Below are 17,386 nucleotides of genomic sequence, written 5' to 3' on the forward strand. Positions count from 1 at the left end.
GTTAGTTTTATCTTTACTTTAAAAGATGGATGATGGATTTTAAAATTACCTTTCCTGCCGGATATAACGAAACAAGTGAGTTTGATGATAACATTGATGTGAATGTAATATTCAAGAATGGGACAGTTTTTGTTGCTACCTTATTTACATTGGTAAACATTCAAAAGTTAATGACGAAGGCTAATTCAGTTAGTTTCTGGGCTACAGATATGGTCATTGTTAAGAATCTTAATCATAAAACTATAAGAGCAGCAATTAAGGAAGTAATTGATGATGGATATTTTGAATCTGCTTGTACCAATATAGGCCGTATAGAAAAGCAATATCCGGGAATGTCATTTGAGCAGATACCTGATATGGCCGAGGGGTATAGGCTAAGAGAAAAATTGGATTGATATAATTGAACTATGCATAAAAAAAGCGCAGCCATTTAAATGGCTGCGCTTTTTTTATGCATCAAAGTTTAGTTAAACTCTGATATAAATTTTCTTTTTATCGAGCACCCAACCTACACTCCAGCAAATAAGCATATAGCTTATAGCAAACAGGAGCGACCCAATGGCCCCCGGCGCTATTACCTGGTAAATAGAGGTGTTTATCCAGTCGAGAAGGTTTACACCAGGTTTTACATTAACCGCCCAAAAAAGTATGATCAATATTTCTGACAGCACATAAATGGGTAATGGGTTTTTTCCCAATATGGTGAAAAATCTTGTCCAGTTCCATTTGTTCCAGTTGTTGATCTCGAGCGCGTAAACCAGGAACGACAGGATCACGAGATCAAGCCCGGTGGTAACCAGTACAAATGAGCTTGTCCATAATTTTTTATTGATCGGGAATACCATGTTCCAGCACAGGGCCAGGAATATAAACAGACAGCCGGTAAGCAGCATTTTTGAAATAACATCATAGCCTTTACCCTTTTGCTGTACAAATTTACCCGCATAATAACCAACAACCACATTGACAATAGCGGGCAGGGTGCTCAGGATCCCTTCGGGTTCAAATGCTATTTTTTCGCCGTGATACATGTGGCTGTCGCCGAGTATATATTTATCAAGGAAAATACCCGCGTTGCCGGTCATGCTCAACGGATCATTAGGGTCGCCAAAAACCAGCAATAAAACCCAATAGCTTAATAAAAACAGTACCGATAAAATAACGACCGATTGTTTTGACAGGAAATGGATCATGAGCGAGGCAAAACAATAGCATAAAGCTATGCGCTGTAAAACCCCCATAATGCGGGTGTTAGATATAGGTGATAAAGAAATATGCCCGCCGTCAAAATTAAAGAACGGGAACCAGTACATTAAGTAGCCAATTAAAAAAATAAGGAGTGTACGTTTAAATATTTTGCCTAAAACGGCAGCATTACCCATTTCCTGATAGCGTTTCATGGAGAAACTCATGGCATTGCCTACTGCAAATAAAAATGACGGAAATACCAGGTCGGTTGGTGTAAAGCCATGCCAGGCAGCATGTTCAAGAGGCGAAAATGCAGCCGCCCCGCTGCCTGGTGTATTTACAATGATCATAAAACATATGGTCATACCGCGAAATACATCCAGCGATAAAAATCGCGCTGATGATTTGTTCATATATATTAACGTTTTGGGTTTGATAAGCTTAAAACAGGAGCGTGATAAGCTGCAAATTTAAAACTAAGCGGGGCAAAAGAAAGTCCCGCTTAGTTCTGTTTGAATTTTTATTAATGATAGCCTGGGTTTTGTTTGAGTTGTGGCGTGCCGCCGCTTGCACTTAAATCAATTTGCGCCAGTGGTATAGGATAATACTCGCTTTTGCCTTTAATGAATTTTCCGCCCTTAACATCATTGGTTAGCGTGCTTTGATAGGCTATGTAAGCATTAAGCTCAGTATCAGCAATACCCCATCTAACGAGGTCAAAAAAGCGATGGCCCTCCATGGCTAATTCAATTTTGCGCTCAAAATAAATAGCTTTAAGAGCAAAGTCTTTACTCGCAAAAGCCCCACCCGGATAAGGGCTTACTTTATAATTTGCAGCAGGAGCTGTGGTAAAGCCTGTAGTTGGTTTATCATTATTTTTATAGGTATGTACCCATCCTGTTGTATTGGCGGCCCGGTTACGTACCATGTTTACATAGCTTTCAGCTTTATCTAAATTACCAAGCTGTGCTTCAACTTCGGCAGCCATCAGTAATACATCAGCATAACGGATAAGGTTGTAATTGATGCCCGAACCTGGTGCCCAGGAGGTATTATCACCATTGGTTTCCTGCTCGGCCTGGCCATAAACATTTTTAATAGGCGAATATGGTCCGCCATATTGCTGATCCCTTATCCAATCTGTACCTGGGTGTAAGCCCCAGTCAAGATATGGTATACCCCGGCGACCAACTGTCCAGTCTAACCGTGGATCTACTGTTCCGGTTTCGGGTGTGAAATCTTCATCAGCGGCTACGCCCATATCTGTTTTTAGCGCATGGCTGTTATAATCATCAAGATATGGAAGGCCTGTAGCCGAATTGGTACGGAAATGGTTTGCCAGGTCAATAGAAGGCTGATAAAAACCACAGCAGCTAAACGGACTGCTATTACCGTATGGAAAATTCAGCATGTCGCCATTATTTGCATTTGATGGGCCGTTAGGATCAGTGTTAGCCGCGGCCTGTACCGCAAATACCGATTCGGCACTATTGTTTGTAGCTGCTCTGAAATTATCATTAAAACGAGCATTCAGCGCATACTTTTGGCCTAAGGATGTTACCCCCTGAGCTATTACCGCATCAAAAACTACCTTTGCTTCGGCATATTTATGCTCAAATAAATAGGTTTTACCTAAATAAGCACCTGCTGCCCATTTATTGGCACGGCCTACTTCTGATTGGGAAACCGGCAGGTTATCATAGGCATATTTAAAATCTGCCTCAATCTTTGGCCATATGTCGGTATTATTTGGCTGATTAACATTGGTAGTAGTTTCATCAAGATAGGGCACATTGTTGAACATCTTTTTAAGGTCAAAATAATAATGAGCTCTTAAAAATTTGGCCTGGGCTACTATATTGGTTCTGGCGGCATCTGTTATCTTGGTTACTTTGGCTGTTATTTTTAAGGTATTATTTGTACGTGCCACACCTTCATAATCAGCTCTCCATTTGCTGTTAAAAAAACCATTGCTGGCATCAGCATTATATTTCAAAATGGGTTCAATAGGTTGTTGATCACCGGCAATACTTCCTTTTGATGCATCGCCACCTGTAACACCGCCGTATACCCAGTTGTCAGGTGAGGCTTCCCACGCACCGCCACCACCAATAGCCGCATCGCCGCCTTGCTGCCCATCTAAAGCGGCATAAGCGCCAATAAGTAATTGGTTCGCGCCATCTTCGGTTTCCAGAAACTGTGGTTCAAGTGCTCCGGTAATAGGCTTATCAAGATATGATTTTTTACACGCACCAAGCGACAAAGCGCTGAGTAGCATTATGGTAATATATTTTTTTGCTTTCATTGTAATACTTTTAATACTGTTGTTATAATGAAAAATTAACTCCGAATAAAAATGTGCGCGGACTTGCATAACCACCTTCGTCAATACCAAAATCAGTAGTGGTGCCATTTAGTTCAGGATCAACACCACTGTAACCAGTTAAGGTAAACAGGTTTGTTGCTGATACATAAATCCTTAATTTTTGGATCCCTGCTTTTTTTAAACTTTTGATGTTAAAAGTATAACCGATTTGAGCGTTACGCATACGAACGTAGGTTCCGTTTTCAACAAAGTATGAGTTAGGTGTTGCTCCGCTGCTTGTAGATGCATCCAGTTCCTGAATAGGAGCTTTGGCATCCTGATGTGTAGGTGTCCACGAATCGTTAAGGGCAGTATAGCTTTTAGCTGTTCCAAAGGAGGCATAAAAATCTCTCCAATATTTTACGCTGTTCCATAATTTATTGCCAAATGAGCCATATAGGAATACACTGAAATCAAAGTTTTTATAATTTACACCCAGGTTTAAGCCGGCAGTAACTTTAGGATTAGGATTGCCTAAAAATGTACGGTCGGCTTCGGTTATTATTCCATCGCCGTTTACATCTTTATACCTGAAGCGACCTACCTTAACATCTGATTGGTAAACAGCGTTTGCATCATTGCTTATTTTTTGAGCGCCTGCATTAGCAGCATCAATTTCGCCCTGGGTGTTCCAGAAACCGGCAATCTGGTATCCGTAAAACTCGCCTAATGAGTGGCCTACCTGGTTACGGGTAATAGGGCTATCAAAACGGCTTGTTGCGGTACCTGCAAAATAGTTTGCATCGTCAGATACTTTTAATATTTTGTTGTTATAAGTAGTTATGGTACCTGTTGCATTAAAACTCAGGTCGCTACTGGCTTTAATATTACCTGTTACTGATATATCAAGACCATCGGTTTTCATTTTACCTACGTTTTGTGCAGGCACAGCTCCGTTACCGGCGGTACCCAATTGTGTAGCAGCATACAAAAGATCTTTGATATCCTTACGGTAATAATCAGCAGTTACAGCTATTTTACCATCGAGCAGGGTAGCATCAAAACCAAAGTTAGAGTTGATGTCTTTTTCCCACAAAGCATTAGGGTTTGCTATTTGATCCTGATAAAAGCCCGGTGTTAAGTTTGCAGTGCCATCTATTGGGTAATATGACTGCCCTATGCTATTGCTATAGGTAATGTGAGCATCCTTTGATCCCATATTGATCTGGTTACCCATAATACCCCAGCCACCACGCAACTTTAAATCACTGATCCATTTTACATCTTTCAGGAAACTTTCCTGCGAAATGCGCCAGCCGGCACTAAATGCGGGAAAATAACCATACCGTTGACTTACCGGGAACTTTGATGAACCGTCGCGGCGAATAGTTGCATTGAACAGGTATTTATCATTAAAAATATAATCAAGGCGGGCAAACTCCGAGAACAGGGAATTACTGGTCTTGCTGCTGCTGGTGTTTTTGTTATTTGTACCGGTTGAAAGGTTAACGTAATTGGGGTCAAAAGTATAAAAACCTTGTATGCTGCCGCCAAGGCTGCTTGAATGATCTTCAACAGCCTCAGTACCTACAACCACGTTAAGGCTATGCTTTCCAAATATTTTTTGATAAGTAAGCGTATTTGTCCAGTTGTAACTGTAATCGGCGGCTGAATTTTCACTATAACTGTTTATCGTGGAATTTTCAACGTTTTCATAAGTTGGGTAGGTAAAGGCGTGATCGTTGCTGTTAACAATATCGCCACCAAAACTGGTACGCAATGTAAGGCCTTTAATAATATCAGCTTCGGCAAACACATTACCCAATATACGGTAACTGGTTGATCCGTTATTTTTTGTGCGGTTTTGTATAGCTACCGGGTTGTTGGCATCACCCAGACCGGTACCATAACTGCCGCCATAGTTACCCATAATATCGTAAACCGGTATAATAGGCTGCTCCCTTAAGGCATGTGCAATAACTCCATCGGGATCATTGGTAGTTACCTGTCCGTGGCTTTGAGCGTTATTTACCTGCGGTAGTTTGGTAATGGAATAAGCAAGGTTTTCGCCCACCCTGATATGTTTGGTTATATTAAAGTTTGTATTTGAACGCAGGGTATATCTTTTAAGGTAAGTATCAATCAACGTACCTTGCTGATTAAAGTAGTTAAGTGAAAACAGGTAGTTTGCCTGATCGGTACTGCCGCTTAACGTTAGGTTATGGCTGTTCATTGGCGCGCTTTTAAATATCTCGTGATACCAATCCGTGCCGGCTTTGTTGGCCCTGGTTATCCTGTAAAAATTTGCATAATCCGCTGGTGATGTAAAATTGGGATTAACATAATATTTTGAAGGATTAACGGCAGCTGAACCTTCTTTTGCACCTGCTGGTGTTATATAATCCGGAACTGTATAGGTTGATCCGACACCGGTAGGGTTATATAGCGGATCTTTAAAATCATCATTGCCCGAATTTTTTTGCGCGGTCATTTGCAGATCGGCCATTTGTTGCGGAGTAATGGTATTCCAAACATTGCCACCTTTAGGTACTTGTGAGCCATAATAAGCATCGTATTGTATGTTTACTTTGCCCTTGCCTCTTTTGGTGGTAATGATGATAACTCCATTTGCTGCCCTGGCTCCATATATTGATGCCGAACTGGCATCCTTTAATACCTGGAATGTTTCTACGTCATTTGGGTTCAGGGTGCTTACATCATAAGTTTCCATACCATCAACCACGTATAATGGCGTATTATCACCAAAGGTGTTAAATCCCCTGATGTGTACTTGCGGCTCTTCGCCCGGCTGGCCTGATCCTGTAACTGTAACACCAGATGCCTGGCCCTGTAGCTGGCTGTTTACTGATGATGAAGCCTGCTTATTAAGGTCCTTAACATTTACAACTGCCACAGCGCCGGTAAGGTCCTTTTTCTTTTGGGTAGCATAACCTACCACAACAACCTCATTCAATGATTTTGACTCTTCGGTAAGCGTTACATTGATGCTTGTTTGCCCGTTAACGGGTATACGTTGTGATGTAAAACCCAGGAAGGTAAATTCAAGCGTTCCAGTGCCATCAGGAAGGGTAAGGCTGTATTTACCATCAATATTGGTTACCGTACCCAATGAGCTTCCTGCAAGTTTTACGCTTACTCCCGGTAGCGGGGCGCCCGCTACATCCTTAACCACACCTGTTACAGTAACCGTTGCAATACTTTTGCCGTCGGTGGGTTTAATGATGATGATATCGTCAACCACCTGGAAGGTTAAGGGTTGATTTTGAAGTACATTTTTCATCACCGTTTCAATAGAGGCGTCTGCCAGCTCTACGTTAATCTTTTTATCAACGTTTACCTGGTCAAGGCGGTAAAAAACAGTGTACTTACTGTTTTTTTCTATCTGTTTAAACATTTGTTTAACCGAGATATTATTTACGTTAAAATTGTAAACGTTTTGCGAATAGACGGCAGCGTGTATATGCATTATACCCGTAAAGAGCAAAACAGTAACAAGCTTCATAATTTTAATCGTTTTTTGCCATACGCGTATGGCCATTACAGATTTTCTGTCAAAATTTATCATAAATTTGTGTTTGTTAATCAGTTAATACGATGCTTCCCCAAGCGTAGGGTATTAGCTATTGATTTAATGACCCGGGTGTTAGCGCACCTGGGTTTTTTTATTGAAGAGAGAGTTATTTTTTTGCCATACGTTTTTTTTAAAGGTTATTTAATTTAGTTATTGTTGTTTAGTTGTTGTTTTTGGTAATGGTTACGGTATTACCTGCTATGGAATATTTGATGGCCGTATTCCCTTTTATCAGATTTAATACCTTATCAATAGTTGCTACATTTTTAAAGCTGCCAGAGTACCTTATATTTTGCAAAACAGGGTCGTCCATAACTATTTTTACATTGTACCGGCGCTCCAATACTTTTGATATTTCATCAAGCGTATTGCCGTCAAATACCAGCAGGTCTTCTTTCCAGCCATCGTACTTATTCATCTTGGCCGAGTCAACCTGTAGTACCTGTATCTCATTCAGGGTTTTAAGTTCCTGTATATCATCAGACTTATATGTGTATTTTTCTTTCTGCGGACGATAGTATATACGCAATACCTGACGGGGCTTAACATATATCCTGCTCATTTCACGTGCATTATTATCAATATTACCTTCCACCGCAACCTCGCCTTTTAAAACAGTTGTTTCAAAAAATGGGTCGTTAGGATAAGCCTTCAGGTTAAATTTGGTGCCGATATCCCGTATGGTGTAATTTTTTGTATTTACAATAAACGGGATGGTTTTTTTACCAGGTGCTATTTCAAAAAATGCTTCGCCTTCCAGGTAAACAGTTCTGTTCTTTCTGCCAAAATCAGTACTATAGTTTAGTTTACTGCCTGCATTTAACCAAACCAGGGTACCATCGGTTAAGATGATCTTTTTGATACCCCCATTATTGGCCGATACCTCCCTGATGCTTTGAACATTTTGTGAGTAATGTTTTATTAACACAACCGATAGTACACCAAACAGCGTAATAATGGCCGCAACCTTACTCCATTTAATCAGCCATCGGTATTTTGTTTCCTGCGGTACCAATAGTGCTGAAAATTTATCAAATGCTTTTTCCTCGTTAACAACATTGGGCTGTAGATACAGTATATTTTGCCATGTTTCATATAGCTGGGCAAAGTACTGCTCGTTTTCGGGGTGAGCATTTACCCAATCCCTAACCTGATCAATCTCACTCTCATCAGCCTCCCTGGTAATGTACTTTACTAATAACAGTTTTATTTCTTCGTTGTCCATGCTTGTTATAATAGCAAGACAATTAAAAACAGGCTTACCCTCAAACACAATGAAAATATTTTTTTTAACATATTCGGATATGTGCCCAAAAAGCCCGAACTAATTGTGTGTAGTGTACACTATGCAGAATGTTTTATAATTACTTTATCATTATTTCAATATTAAATTTGAAGCATTTAAAAATTTTTCCCTAACTTGTTAAAGTTTTTTAAAAAGTACTCCATTTTGATAAAGTATGAATAAATGATTACCAAAAGCAAGGATATTCTTATTACTAAACTTACGCAGGGCGATGAAAGGGCCTTTGAGGCTTTATTTAAGCTTTATTATGCCAGACTTACGCTTTTTTCTAACCGTTTTGTAAACAATCTGTCAATTGCAGAGGAAATTGTTGCAGATGTGTTTGAACTTTTATGGGAAAAGGGCCATGAGGTTACTTTTTCGAACTCAGTTAGCTCCTATTTATTTAAAATGGTGCAAAACCGAAGCTTAAATTATTTAAAACACCAAAAAATTGAGAATTTATACGTGGCTTATTTAGAAAGGAATAATCTTTTTGATGAGGTACGTAGCGCCGTTGAAAATGGTTATGAAGAAAAGGAATTAGCTCAGCAAATAAATGCCGCGATAAACACCCTTCCCGAAAAATGCCGCGAAATTTTTGTACTAAGCCGCTTCAGCGATATGAAATATAAGGAAATTGCCAGCCAACTAAACATATCGCCTAAAACCGTTGAGCGCCAGGTGAGCATTGCCCTTGAAAAACTAAGGCAAACCTTAAAGCATGTAACCTACCTGCTTTTTTAATAAAGCTGCTGTACTTTTTCAGCGATCAGGTGGTAATTCGTTCAAGTTTCCTGATGTCGCGGTAGCAAATATAAAGTGGGATAATGCCAAAAATACCAAAGCAGCAATCAATAAACCGCCAATAAAGCGGAATGCCCCTTATTGGTCCGGCGATAAAGGCCAGCGGGAATACCATAACACAGGCTATCATCCCAAACTCAATTATCCAGATATTTTTAACAGGGTCTTTAAGCGGGCCTATAAATGCCGTGGCAATTACCAGGTGACCAAAGGCCAGCCAGTCGGTACCGTAACTTAAATAAGGATAGTTTTGGTTAGTGGCTTTTACCGCCTGATAAACCTTTATAACCCAGGCCTGCATAAAGACTGGGAAATTGTGCACATGTGCAGCAAAAAAAGCCAGCTCAGTTTCAATAGGGAATGCGGTTACCCCGCTTAATACCAGCCCGATAATAAATATAATGATCCAGGTTTTTATCTTTTTGCGTAACTGCTGCTCGTTTTGCATAAACGCTGTGAATGTAAAAAATTAAGACAACAGTTTTATACGCTCAAAAAATATAAGTCATGTCTTAAACCCTCCAGGGATTAGGGAGCGGCACAATATTTCGAAATAAAGCTATTGGCCTTATCGCTGCCTATGTTGTGGATAAAATTCCAATCGGTACAGGCGCTGTCCTTATCGCCTTGTTTTAATTTTTCATTGGCTTGTTTCAGCAGGTCGCTTATCAGTTCATCATCAAAGCCTAATTGTTTTTTCAGTGCAATGATATAGGATTCCTTCGACAGATCGGCCTTGCCTTTGTATTTGTTGATGTAATAATTGGTCACCGCGTTTTCAAGCTCCTGCCGGTTCCTGTAATCGTCAATAGCAGCCTGCATATTAGCGGCATTGGTTGAGCCGCAACGGTTTGTTTCAGGGTCGAACCGGATGGGTTGCACCAGGCTGGTTGCAAGGTTATAATCTGAGGGTACGGTCCACTTGCCCGAGGTGAGTTTTATTACCCTCAGGGCTTCATCGTCAAGGTCGATACCTAAACCGCGCTGTACTTTGGCATCAACAACACGACCATTTTGATCAAGCTTAAAGGCTACATCAATGGTACCTGAGATACAATTTAGCCTGGAATATTCGGGATACACTATTTTAGTTTTTAAAAAATCCACCAGCGCCTGTTGCCCGCCCTTAAAAGCCGGTTGCTGGGCGCAGACTGTAACTGCCGCAGCCAGCATTATGAACATACCGATAAACAAGCGCTTTATCATACTATAAATATCGACAATAAAACGGATATAAGGTTTAACAAAAGGGATGGTTTTGTAAAAGGATATTTCCGACTAACATCGGGCTAGACCTTAATAATGGTTAGGATAGACACATTTTTAGCCCGGGATCCAAATTTGTGCCACGAAAACCTCAGCACCAATCCCGGATCAGGAACATTTTTCTGGTACTCCTCTTTTTCTGAGTACCGGCATACGCCGGGGTAGTCGCCATACTTGCCTTCCATATCAAACATAAGCTGGAAATGCAGGTGTGGCGGCCATTGACCATTTTCCTGATTGGTGCCCAATGTGGCTATCTGCTGATTTTTGCTTACCAGCATACCAACAGTTAGGCCCTCCAGGCTTTTGCGGCTCAGGTGGCCGTAAAGGCTATACAGGGTTAAACCATCAAGGTTATGCTGTAATATAATGGCAGGGCCGTAATCGCCTAAATTATTGTTATCCTGAAAGCTGTGAACTTTACCATCAAACGGGGTATAAATAGGGGTGCCTGCATCACCCCAAATATCAACGCCCAGGTGCAGGCGACGGGGCTCGTCTTCCGTATCAAAATGCGCGCTTACAGCGTATATGGTGCGGTGTTCCATATAACCGCCAATGCCATAGCGGCAATTACTGGTTTTCAGTTTTTGGCTTACCCAATCGCTAAACTTTTGCGTATCAGCAATAATGGCTGTGGTTAGCTCGGTATTGGCGGCGGTAAAATCAAACGAAAAAAGCCGGTTGGCGCCGGCATCAAAGTCAACCACCTTGCCAATGGCTTCGGGGTTGTTGTCGATAAAGTTTTTTAACAAAATATGGTGGTCCATCCGGATAGTTTTTATTCGGTATCGGGTTGCCGTTCCTCTTTGTTTATTTTTTCAAATATTTTATCCATACGTTCCACATACTCGCTGGTATCATCAACAAAAAACTCCAATTGGGGAATTATCCTCACCTGGTCCTTGATGCGGGCACCCAGTTTATACCTGATTTCTGAAGCGTGCGATTTGATGGTTTGCAGGGCCAGTTGCAGGTTAGTATTGCCAAAAAAGCTTAAAAATATACGGGCAATGGCCAAATCGGGAGTTACACGTACTTTAGTTATGGTTACCAGTGTATTTGGCAAATAGTTCATGCCTTCGCGCTGAAATATTGCGGCCAGGTCCTGCTGTATTACTCCGGCAAATTTTTGCTGACGTTTTGATTCCATAGTTATTAGTTAACGCCACAGTGGCAGATGAGTTTTAATTATTTGGTTTGAACGGCTGAATAAGCAGGCGTTATTTTTATAAATTAAAGCTATTAATAATAAATAACTAATTACAGATATCCTGTGGTATCTCTTTGGTTATTTTTATTACTTTCTTTACAACAAGGGTGCTATCATATTCAGATCCCATACCCTCCTTGCCTGATTTTGATTTGATACCCTCCACCTCAACATACACCGGCTCGTAAGGTTTTTCAAAGTTTAATTGAGAATACTGTAATTCCAGCTGGGCCGAGCTGTCAGTTACCCAAAACTCGCGGCCGCTATCGCAATCTTTAAATGATTTTATTTCGGGGCCAAAGCTATATAATCCCTTATAAACCGTGGGCTGATCGGTTTTTGACGGACTTCTGTTACATGAGCATGCAGCAATAACTATAAATAAGAACGCGAAATATTTAATATACCTTATCCTCATACAACAAATTTACAAATCCTGTTTGATTTCATCCAGCCCTTTAATGCTTAATCGTGCACTTATCCCTGATGCTATTACGGATATTGCGCCTACGGTTAAAAATACCAACCCAAAGTCGGCTATGTCAAGGTCAACCGGGTAAGCATCAATTACCGACATTTGCGCCCCCATTTTTATTAAGCCAAAGTGCTGCTGCACCAGGCAAAACGCAAGCCCTAACACAATACCGGCAACACACCCAATTAATGATATCATCATTCCCTCAAAAAAGAAAATGCCCTGTATAGTTTGCTTATTAGCGCCCAGGCTACTTAAAATAGCAATATCCTGACGTTTATCTATCACCAGCATGGTTAACGAACCAATAATATTAAATATTGCTATGATCAGTACAAAGGTAAGTATCATAAATATAGACCAACGCTCATAGTTAAGCGTTTTATATAGCTCCGTGTTTTGTTCCTTACGATTTTTTACTGTGAACTTGTCGCCAATTTCGTCTTTTATTTTGTTTTGGACCGATGTTAAGTTAGTGCCACTTTTATAGGTTAGCTCAATTGATGATATCTCTTTTGGCTGATCGAGCAGATCGCGGGCAAACTCAATAGGGGTAACCAAAAAATCATCAAACTCCTGTTGTATGGCAAACACACCCGATGCATTGATGGAACGTACCACAAATTCATTCAACGGATTTGCCGAATTTACCACTCCGCGCCTCGGCGAAAATATTTCCATAGGCGACAGGTTATCATGCACGTTGATACCTAGGTTAGCCTGAATAGTAGTACCGATGACCGCGAAATCCCGTCCGCCGCTTTTTAGGGTAAATGAACCAATTCGAACAGTGCTATCCAGTCGCTTGTTTTTTAAAAAATCGTCGCTTACTCCTTTTATGGTTCCCAAAAACGGCTTATCGCCGTATCTGACCAGTACTTTTTCCTCCAATACCTCGGTATATGAAAAAATACGGGCATCCTTATGTAAAGCATTAAAGTAAGGGGTATTGGGATCAAAGGTTTTGCCCAGGCGGGTCTCTATCTTTATTTCGGGTGTAAAATTACTGTATAAGGAAAGGATCACCTTTTCAAACCCATTAAATACCGATAAAATGATGATCAAAGCCGCGCTGCCAATTAAAACCCCCAGCATGGATATGCCCGAAATGATATTGATGGCATGCATTTTCTTGCCCGAGAACAAGTACCTTTTAGCTATATATACCGAGGTGTTCAATTAGTTTTTGAGTTGTGGTTGTAAGTTATGAGTTGCCAGGGACTTTTTGACTGTTAAGTTAAAAAAGGGTTGTTTTGTTTTTCATAACCGATAGTAGTTTCGGGGCCGTGACCTGGATAAACCGTGCAATTATCGGGCAGGGCGAAAAGCTTAGTTGTAATATTATCAATCAGCTGACTAAAATTTCCGCCAGGCAGATCGGTACGGCCAATACTGAGCCTGAACAACACATCGCCTCCTATTAAAATATTGGCTGCTTTATCATAAAAACATAAATGGGCAGGTGAGTGGCCGGGCGCAAATATCAGGTTGAGCGTGGTATTGCCAAATTGTATGCTGCCGGTTTCGGGCAAATATTCATCGGGCAGTGGCGATACTTCGTACCGGATACCCATTTGTGGGGCATAAGCTACAATAGCAGCCAGTACTTCCGACTCGCCTATGTGGAATTTTGGCTTTAAGCCGTATTTATCAAAAACAAATTTGTTGCCAAGTACATGATCAATATGGCAGTGGGTATTAAGCAGTAATACAGGTTTTAAGTTATTATCCTTAATAAAATTAACCACTACATTTTGTTCGGTAGCGGTGTACATTCCCGGGTCAATAATTACGCATTCGCCGGTTTCATCATATAAAAGATAGGTGTTTTCCTGGTAAGGATTATTCACAAATGATTTAACTTTTGCCATGCCGCAAAAGTACGGATTTAATTGATTTCGGACTTCGGATGTTCGATTTCGGATTTATTTGTCTGAATCTTGATATATCGGATTAAATAATTGCCAGTTTATTACACACTATATTACATACTAAAGGTAAGTCCGAAATCAAAACTACTCTTCCACCAACTCCACCTCGGCTACTGGGCTAAACAAATAAACCCGTTTGGTTTTTACTTCTACGCATTTAAAGCGTTTGCGCAGTTGCTCTTCCTTGCGGAAAACACGTCCGTCCTTCAGTTTAAATAACGCCTGGAATGGGGCTTTCTCAACCGTAATAACCGATTCTTTGTGTGCATCATATTTGCGAAGGGAGCGGTACAGGTTAAGGTCGGAGCAGCTGGAAGCGGCAGGGTTATTCAAATAGCTGGTGATGGCATGTTTAACATCGTGGGGGAAAATATCCTTTTCAAAAAAAGGCTGCATCATTTTCTTGAAATTGTTTTTCCACTCAGTGCCGTGCGGTTTAGCCTTGTGCTTATGCTCGTTCCAGGTATGCAGGTGTGCAAACTCATGTACTGTGGTTACCAGAAAAGCGTAGGGGTTAAGGTCATAATTTACCGAGATCCGGTGACCTTTACCGGCATGTGGCGAACGATAGTCGCCAAATTTACTGCCGCGGTTGCGCGAAATTTTAAATTCGCATTTAAAGTAATCAATCCAGCGGCCAATCAGGGGCGCCGCGTCTGGTGGAAGATATCTTTCTAAAACTTTTACTTTATCCAATTTTTACCTCAATGCAAATATAATAATTGGCGATTGATAGTCCATAGACCATAGTCGATGGTTTGTAAAGTTTTCAGATACTATGGTCTATTGACCATCGACTATGGACTGAATTATTTAAGCAGGTTATAAACTATAAAACTGGCGGTATATGCCAACACCGTCATATAGGCAAACTGTGCCGCGGGCCAGCGCCAATCCTTGGTTTCGCGATACACTACGGCTACTGTACTGGCGCATTGCATGGCAAAGGCATAAAACATCATGAGCGAAAACGCTACCGCCAGCGTAAATACAGGTTTCCCGGTATCTGGATTGGTCGCAGTGTGCATTTTTTGTTGTACCGATTGCAGCTTATCAGCATCGCCTTCCACGCTGTAAATGGTGGCCATGGTGCCTACAAAAACCTCACGTGCGGCAAATGAACTGATCAGGGCTATGCCTATCTTCCAGTCGAAGCCGAGTGGTTTAATTACCGGTTCAATCACGTGGCCAAACACGCCGGCATAAGAACTCTCCAATTTTTCGGACGCGACAACTTTATTCAGGCTATCGGGCGTCATACTTTTGGTGTATTGTTGCTGAGTGTATTTTTGGTCGATGCGTGCAAACCTGTCGCCGGGGCCGTATGATTTTAGTACCCATAATATGATAGATACCGCTATAATTACTTTACCGGCCTGCAATACAAATGTTTTGGAGCGGTCATACATGGTAAAGGCAACATTCTTCCAGCGGGGCATACGATAAACAGGCAGTTCCATAATAAAATAACCGCGTTCCCGTGCCTTTAAAATAAATTTCATAACAAATGCTACCGTAACGGCTGATACGATGCTGAGAAGGTACATGGCTGTAAGAGCCAGCCCCTGCAGGTTAAATAACCACCATACATTACGGTTGGGTACAACCAAAGCAATAAGCAAAGTATAAACCGGTAAACGTGCCGAACAGGCTACCAATGGGGTAACCATAATAGTGATCATGCGGTCTTTCCAGTTCTCGATGTTGCGGGTGCTCATAATGGATGGCACGGCGCAGGCAAAGCCACCAATAAGCGGCACTACTGATTTGCCATTAAGCCCAACCTTGCGCATCACTTTATCCATCATAAAAGTAACCCGCGACATGTAGCCGGTATCTTCCAATATGGATATCAGGGCAAATAAAATGGCTATCTGTGGGATAAATACCATAACGCCGCTTAAGCCGGCAATTACGCCATCAACCAGTAAGCTAACCAGCGGACCGGCGGGTAATGATTTAGTGAGGTTGCTTTGTACCCAGATGAACAGATTTTCGATAAGCGACATAGGGTAGGCCGACCACGAAAATATGGCCTGGAATATGAACATCAGTATGGCAAAGAAAATTACAAAGCCAAATACCTTATGGGTAAGTATCTTATCAATTTTATTGCTCACAGTTTCGTCATGCGCCGTATCAGGTTTTTTAACGGTATCGTACAGCAGGTCATTTATAAAGCTGTAGCGGGCAATGGTTTCTGAGGCCTGTGCCTTTTGCGAGTGAAATGAAAATTCCTGCTCCAGGTGCTCAATACGGTCGCTTTCTTCGGTAGACAGATAGCTCACCGTTTCGTGCTGGTGGGCCAGTTGCAGGGCAAAATAAGGATTGTCTATTTTCAGATCGTCTTTTATCTGCGCTATTATTTGCGGGGCGATGGCCTCAATATCAATGGTATCTTGCTGCAGGGCTATTTTATTAGCATAAGCAATGGTGGCTTTCAACTGATCAATTCCCTTGATCTTTCGGGCCGAAATAGGCACAACAGGTACACCCAGCTTTTGTGCGAACAGATCAACATCAATGGTGATACCGGCCTTTTCAGATACGTCGATCATGTTTAAAGCTACCACAATGGGTATTTTTAAATCGGCTATCTGGGTATAAAGTAACAGGTTACGCTTTAAGTTTGATGCATCCAGTATAACCACAACCAGATCAGGCACCATGCCTTTAGCTTTATCGGCCAGTACAGAAAATACGATGGATTCGTCCTGGCTTTTAGGATAAATGCTATAGGTTCCGGGAAGGTCAATGATTTCGGCTGTACGACCGTCGGGTAGCTGGCAATAACCTGTTTTTTTATCAACAGTAACTCCCGGAAAGTTTCCTATTTTTTGATTAAGACCGGTTAAAATGTTAAAGAGAGTTGATTTACCGGTGTTTGGATTTCCTACAAGTGCAACTCTTATATCAGCTTTCAATTGCTACAAAACTACTGCAAAATTATAGTGGAGGCTTCAAATTTACGCAGACTTAACTGGTAGCCCGAAACATGTATGGCAATTGGATCGCCAAGGGGGGCAATACGTGAAATTCTTATTTCTTCGCCTGGCAAGCAGCCCATTTCCATCAATTTTACCGACATTTCAAGATCAGTAAATTCTTTAACAATTCCGGTTTCGCCTATTTCAAGTTGTGAAAGTGTCATCGTATATTTTTAACCTGAGCAAATGTAACCTTATTTAAATTAAATCCAAATAAGAAGCTGTAAAATTGATGTGCAGGCTTGCAAATTTTAAATGTATGACTGAAAAGTGATTTAAGAATGACAGGGTAGATGTGTGGATGTGCAGATTTCAGATGTGCAGATTAAGAAGTAAT

Annotated in this window: 16 protein-coding genes; 2 read left to right on the forward strand and 14 right to left on the reverse strand. The window is 41.2% G+C overall.

The features are described from left to right. Positions 1 to 29 precede the first annotated feature (29 nt). Entirely contained in the window at positions 30 to 395 is a 366-nt protein-coding gene (locus tag M2273_RS20235; protein WP_429399585.1) for a hypothetical protein, read from the forward strand. A gap of 72 nt (positions 396 to 467) precedes the next feature. Here M2273_RS20235 and M2273_RS20240 read toward each other — a convergent pair whose 3' ends face one another. The 4 genes from M2273_RS20240 to M2273_RS20255 form a co-directional block, all read right to left on the reverse strand. Next, positions 468 to 1,601: an acyltransferase family protein gene (locus M2273_RS20240; RefSeq protein ID WP_429399586.1), complete on the reverse strand. Its 1,134-nt coding sequence runs from the start codon at positions 1,599 to 1,601 to the stop codon at positions 468 to 470. Between the two features lie 110 nt (positions 1,602 to 1,711). Then, positions 1,712 to 3,493 (reverse strand): RagB/SusD family nutrient uptake outer membrane protein, encoded by a 1,782-nt coding sequence (locus M2273_RS20245; RefSeq protein WP_429399587.1) that lies wholly within the window; start codon positions 3,491 to 3,493, stop codon positions 1,712 to 1,714. Between the two features lie 22 nt (positions 3,494 to 3,515). After that, positions 3,516 to 7,079, reverse strand: coding sequence for a TonB-dependent receptor (locus M2273_RS20250; RefSeq protein WP_429399588.1), 3,564 nt, complete (start codon positions 7,077 to 7,079; stop codon positions 3,516 to 3,518). 166 nt (positions 7,080 to 7,245) lie between these two features. Beyond that, positions 7,246 to 8,310, reverse strand: coding sequence for a FecR family protein (locus M2273_RS20255; RefSeq protein ID WP_429399589.1), 1,065 nt, complete (start codon positions 8,308 to 8,310; stop codon positions 7,246 to 7,248). A gap of 243 nt (positions 8,311 to 8,553) precedes the next feature. Here M2273_RS20255 and M2273_RS20260 point away from each other — a divergent pair, with 243 nt between their 5' ends. Continuing rightward, the gene (locus M2273_RS20260; protein ID WP_429399590.1) at positions 8,554 to 9,117 is read left to right on the forward strand and encodes an RNA polymerase sigma-70 factor; all 564 of its coding nucleotides are present in this window, start codon (positions 8,554 to 8,556) and stop codon (positions 9,115 to 9,117) included. Between the two features lie 25 nt (positions 9,118 to 9,142). Here M2273_RS20260 and M2273_RS20265 read toward each other — a convergent pair whose 3' ends face one another. The 10 genes from M2273_RS20265 to M2273_RS20310 all read right to left on the reverse strand — a co-directional run bounded on the left by M2273_RS20265 (position 9,143) and on the right by M2273_RS20310 (position 17,213). Then, positions 9,143 to 9,625 carry a hypothetical protein gene (locus M2273_RS20265; RefSeq protein ID WP_429399591.1) on the reverse strand — a complete coding sequence of 161 codons (483 nt, stop codon included), beginning with the start codon at positions 9,623 to 9,625 and terminating at the stop codon, positions 9,143 to 9,145. An 80-nt stretch (positions 9,626 to 9,705) separates the two neighbouring features. Then, positions 9,706 to 10,383, reverse strand: coding sequence for a TonB family protein (locus tag M2273_RS20270; protein WP_429399592.1), 678 nt, complete (start codon positions 10,381 to 10,383; stop codon positions 9,706 to 9,708). Between the two features lie 83 nt (positions 10,384 to 10,466). After that, a complete protein-coding gene (locus M2273_RS20275; protein WP_429399593.1) occupies positions 10,467 to 11,213 on the reverse strand; it encodes a peptidoglycan DD-metalloendopeptidase family protein in 747 nt (248 codons plus the stop codon). Positions 11,214 to 11,224: 11 nt separating this feature from the next. Beyond that, positions 11,225 to 11,596: a 30S ribosome-binding factor RbfA gene (gene rbfA / locus M2273_RS20280; protein ID WP_429399594.1), complete on the reverse strand. Its 372-nt coding sequence runs from the start codon at positions 11,594 to 11,596 to the stop codon at positions 11,225 to 11,227. Between the two features lie 106 nt (positions 11,597 to 11,702). Continuing rightward, positions 11,703 to 12,074 (reverse strand): hypothetical protein, encoded by a 372-nt coding sequence (locus tag M2273_RS20285; RefSeq protein ID WP_429399595.1) that lies wholly within the window; start codon positions 12,072 to 12,074, stop codon positions 11,703 to 11,705. A 9-nt stretch (positions 12,075 to 12,083) separates the two neighbouring features. Further along, on the reverse strand, positions 12,084 to 13,310 hold the full coding sequence (locus M2273_RS20290; protein WP_429399596.1) for an FtsX-like permease family protein: 1,227 nt from the start codon (positions 13,308 to 13,310) through the stop codon (positions 12,084 to 12,086). 53 nt (positions 13,311 to 13,363) lie between these two features. Next, the gene (locus M2273_RS20295) at positions 13,364 to 14,002 is read right to left on the reverse strand and encodes an MBL fold metallo-hydrolase (protein ID WP_429399597.1); all 639 of its coding nucleotides are present in this window, start codon (positions 14,000 to 14,002) and stop codon (positions 13,364 to 13,366) included. A gap of 144 nt (positions 14,003 to 14,146) precedes the next feature. Then, entirely contained in the window at positions 14,147 to 14,758 is a 612-nt protein-coding gene (locus M2273_RS20300) for a sprT domain-containing protein (RefSeq protein WP_429399598.1), read from the reverse strand. Positions 14,759 to 14,871: 113 nt separating this feature from the next. Continuing rightward, positions 14,872 to 16,986 (reverse strand): ferrous iron transport protein B, encoded by a 2,115-nt coding sequence (feoB, locus tag M2273_RS20305; RefSeq protein WP_429399599.1) that lies wholly within the window; start codon positions 16,984 to 16,986, stop codon positions 14,872 to 14,874. An 11-nt stretch (positions 16,987 to 16,997) separates the two neighbouring features. Continuing rightward, complete coding sequence (locus M2273_RS20310; protein WP_429399600.1) at positions 16,998 to 17,213, reverse strand: FeoA family protein; 216 nt, start codon at positions 17,211 to 17,213, stop codon at positions 16,998 to 17,000. Between the last annotated feature and the right edge of the window lie 173 nt (positions 17,214 to 17,386).

This window comes from Mucilaginibacter lappiensis (assembly GCF_050433765.1).
Lineage (GTDB): Bacteria > Bacteroidota > Bacteroidia > Sphingobacteriales > Sphingobacteriaceae > Mucilaginibacter > Mucilaginibacter lappiensis_A.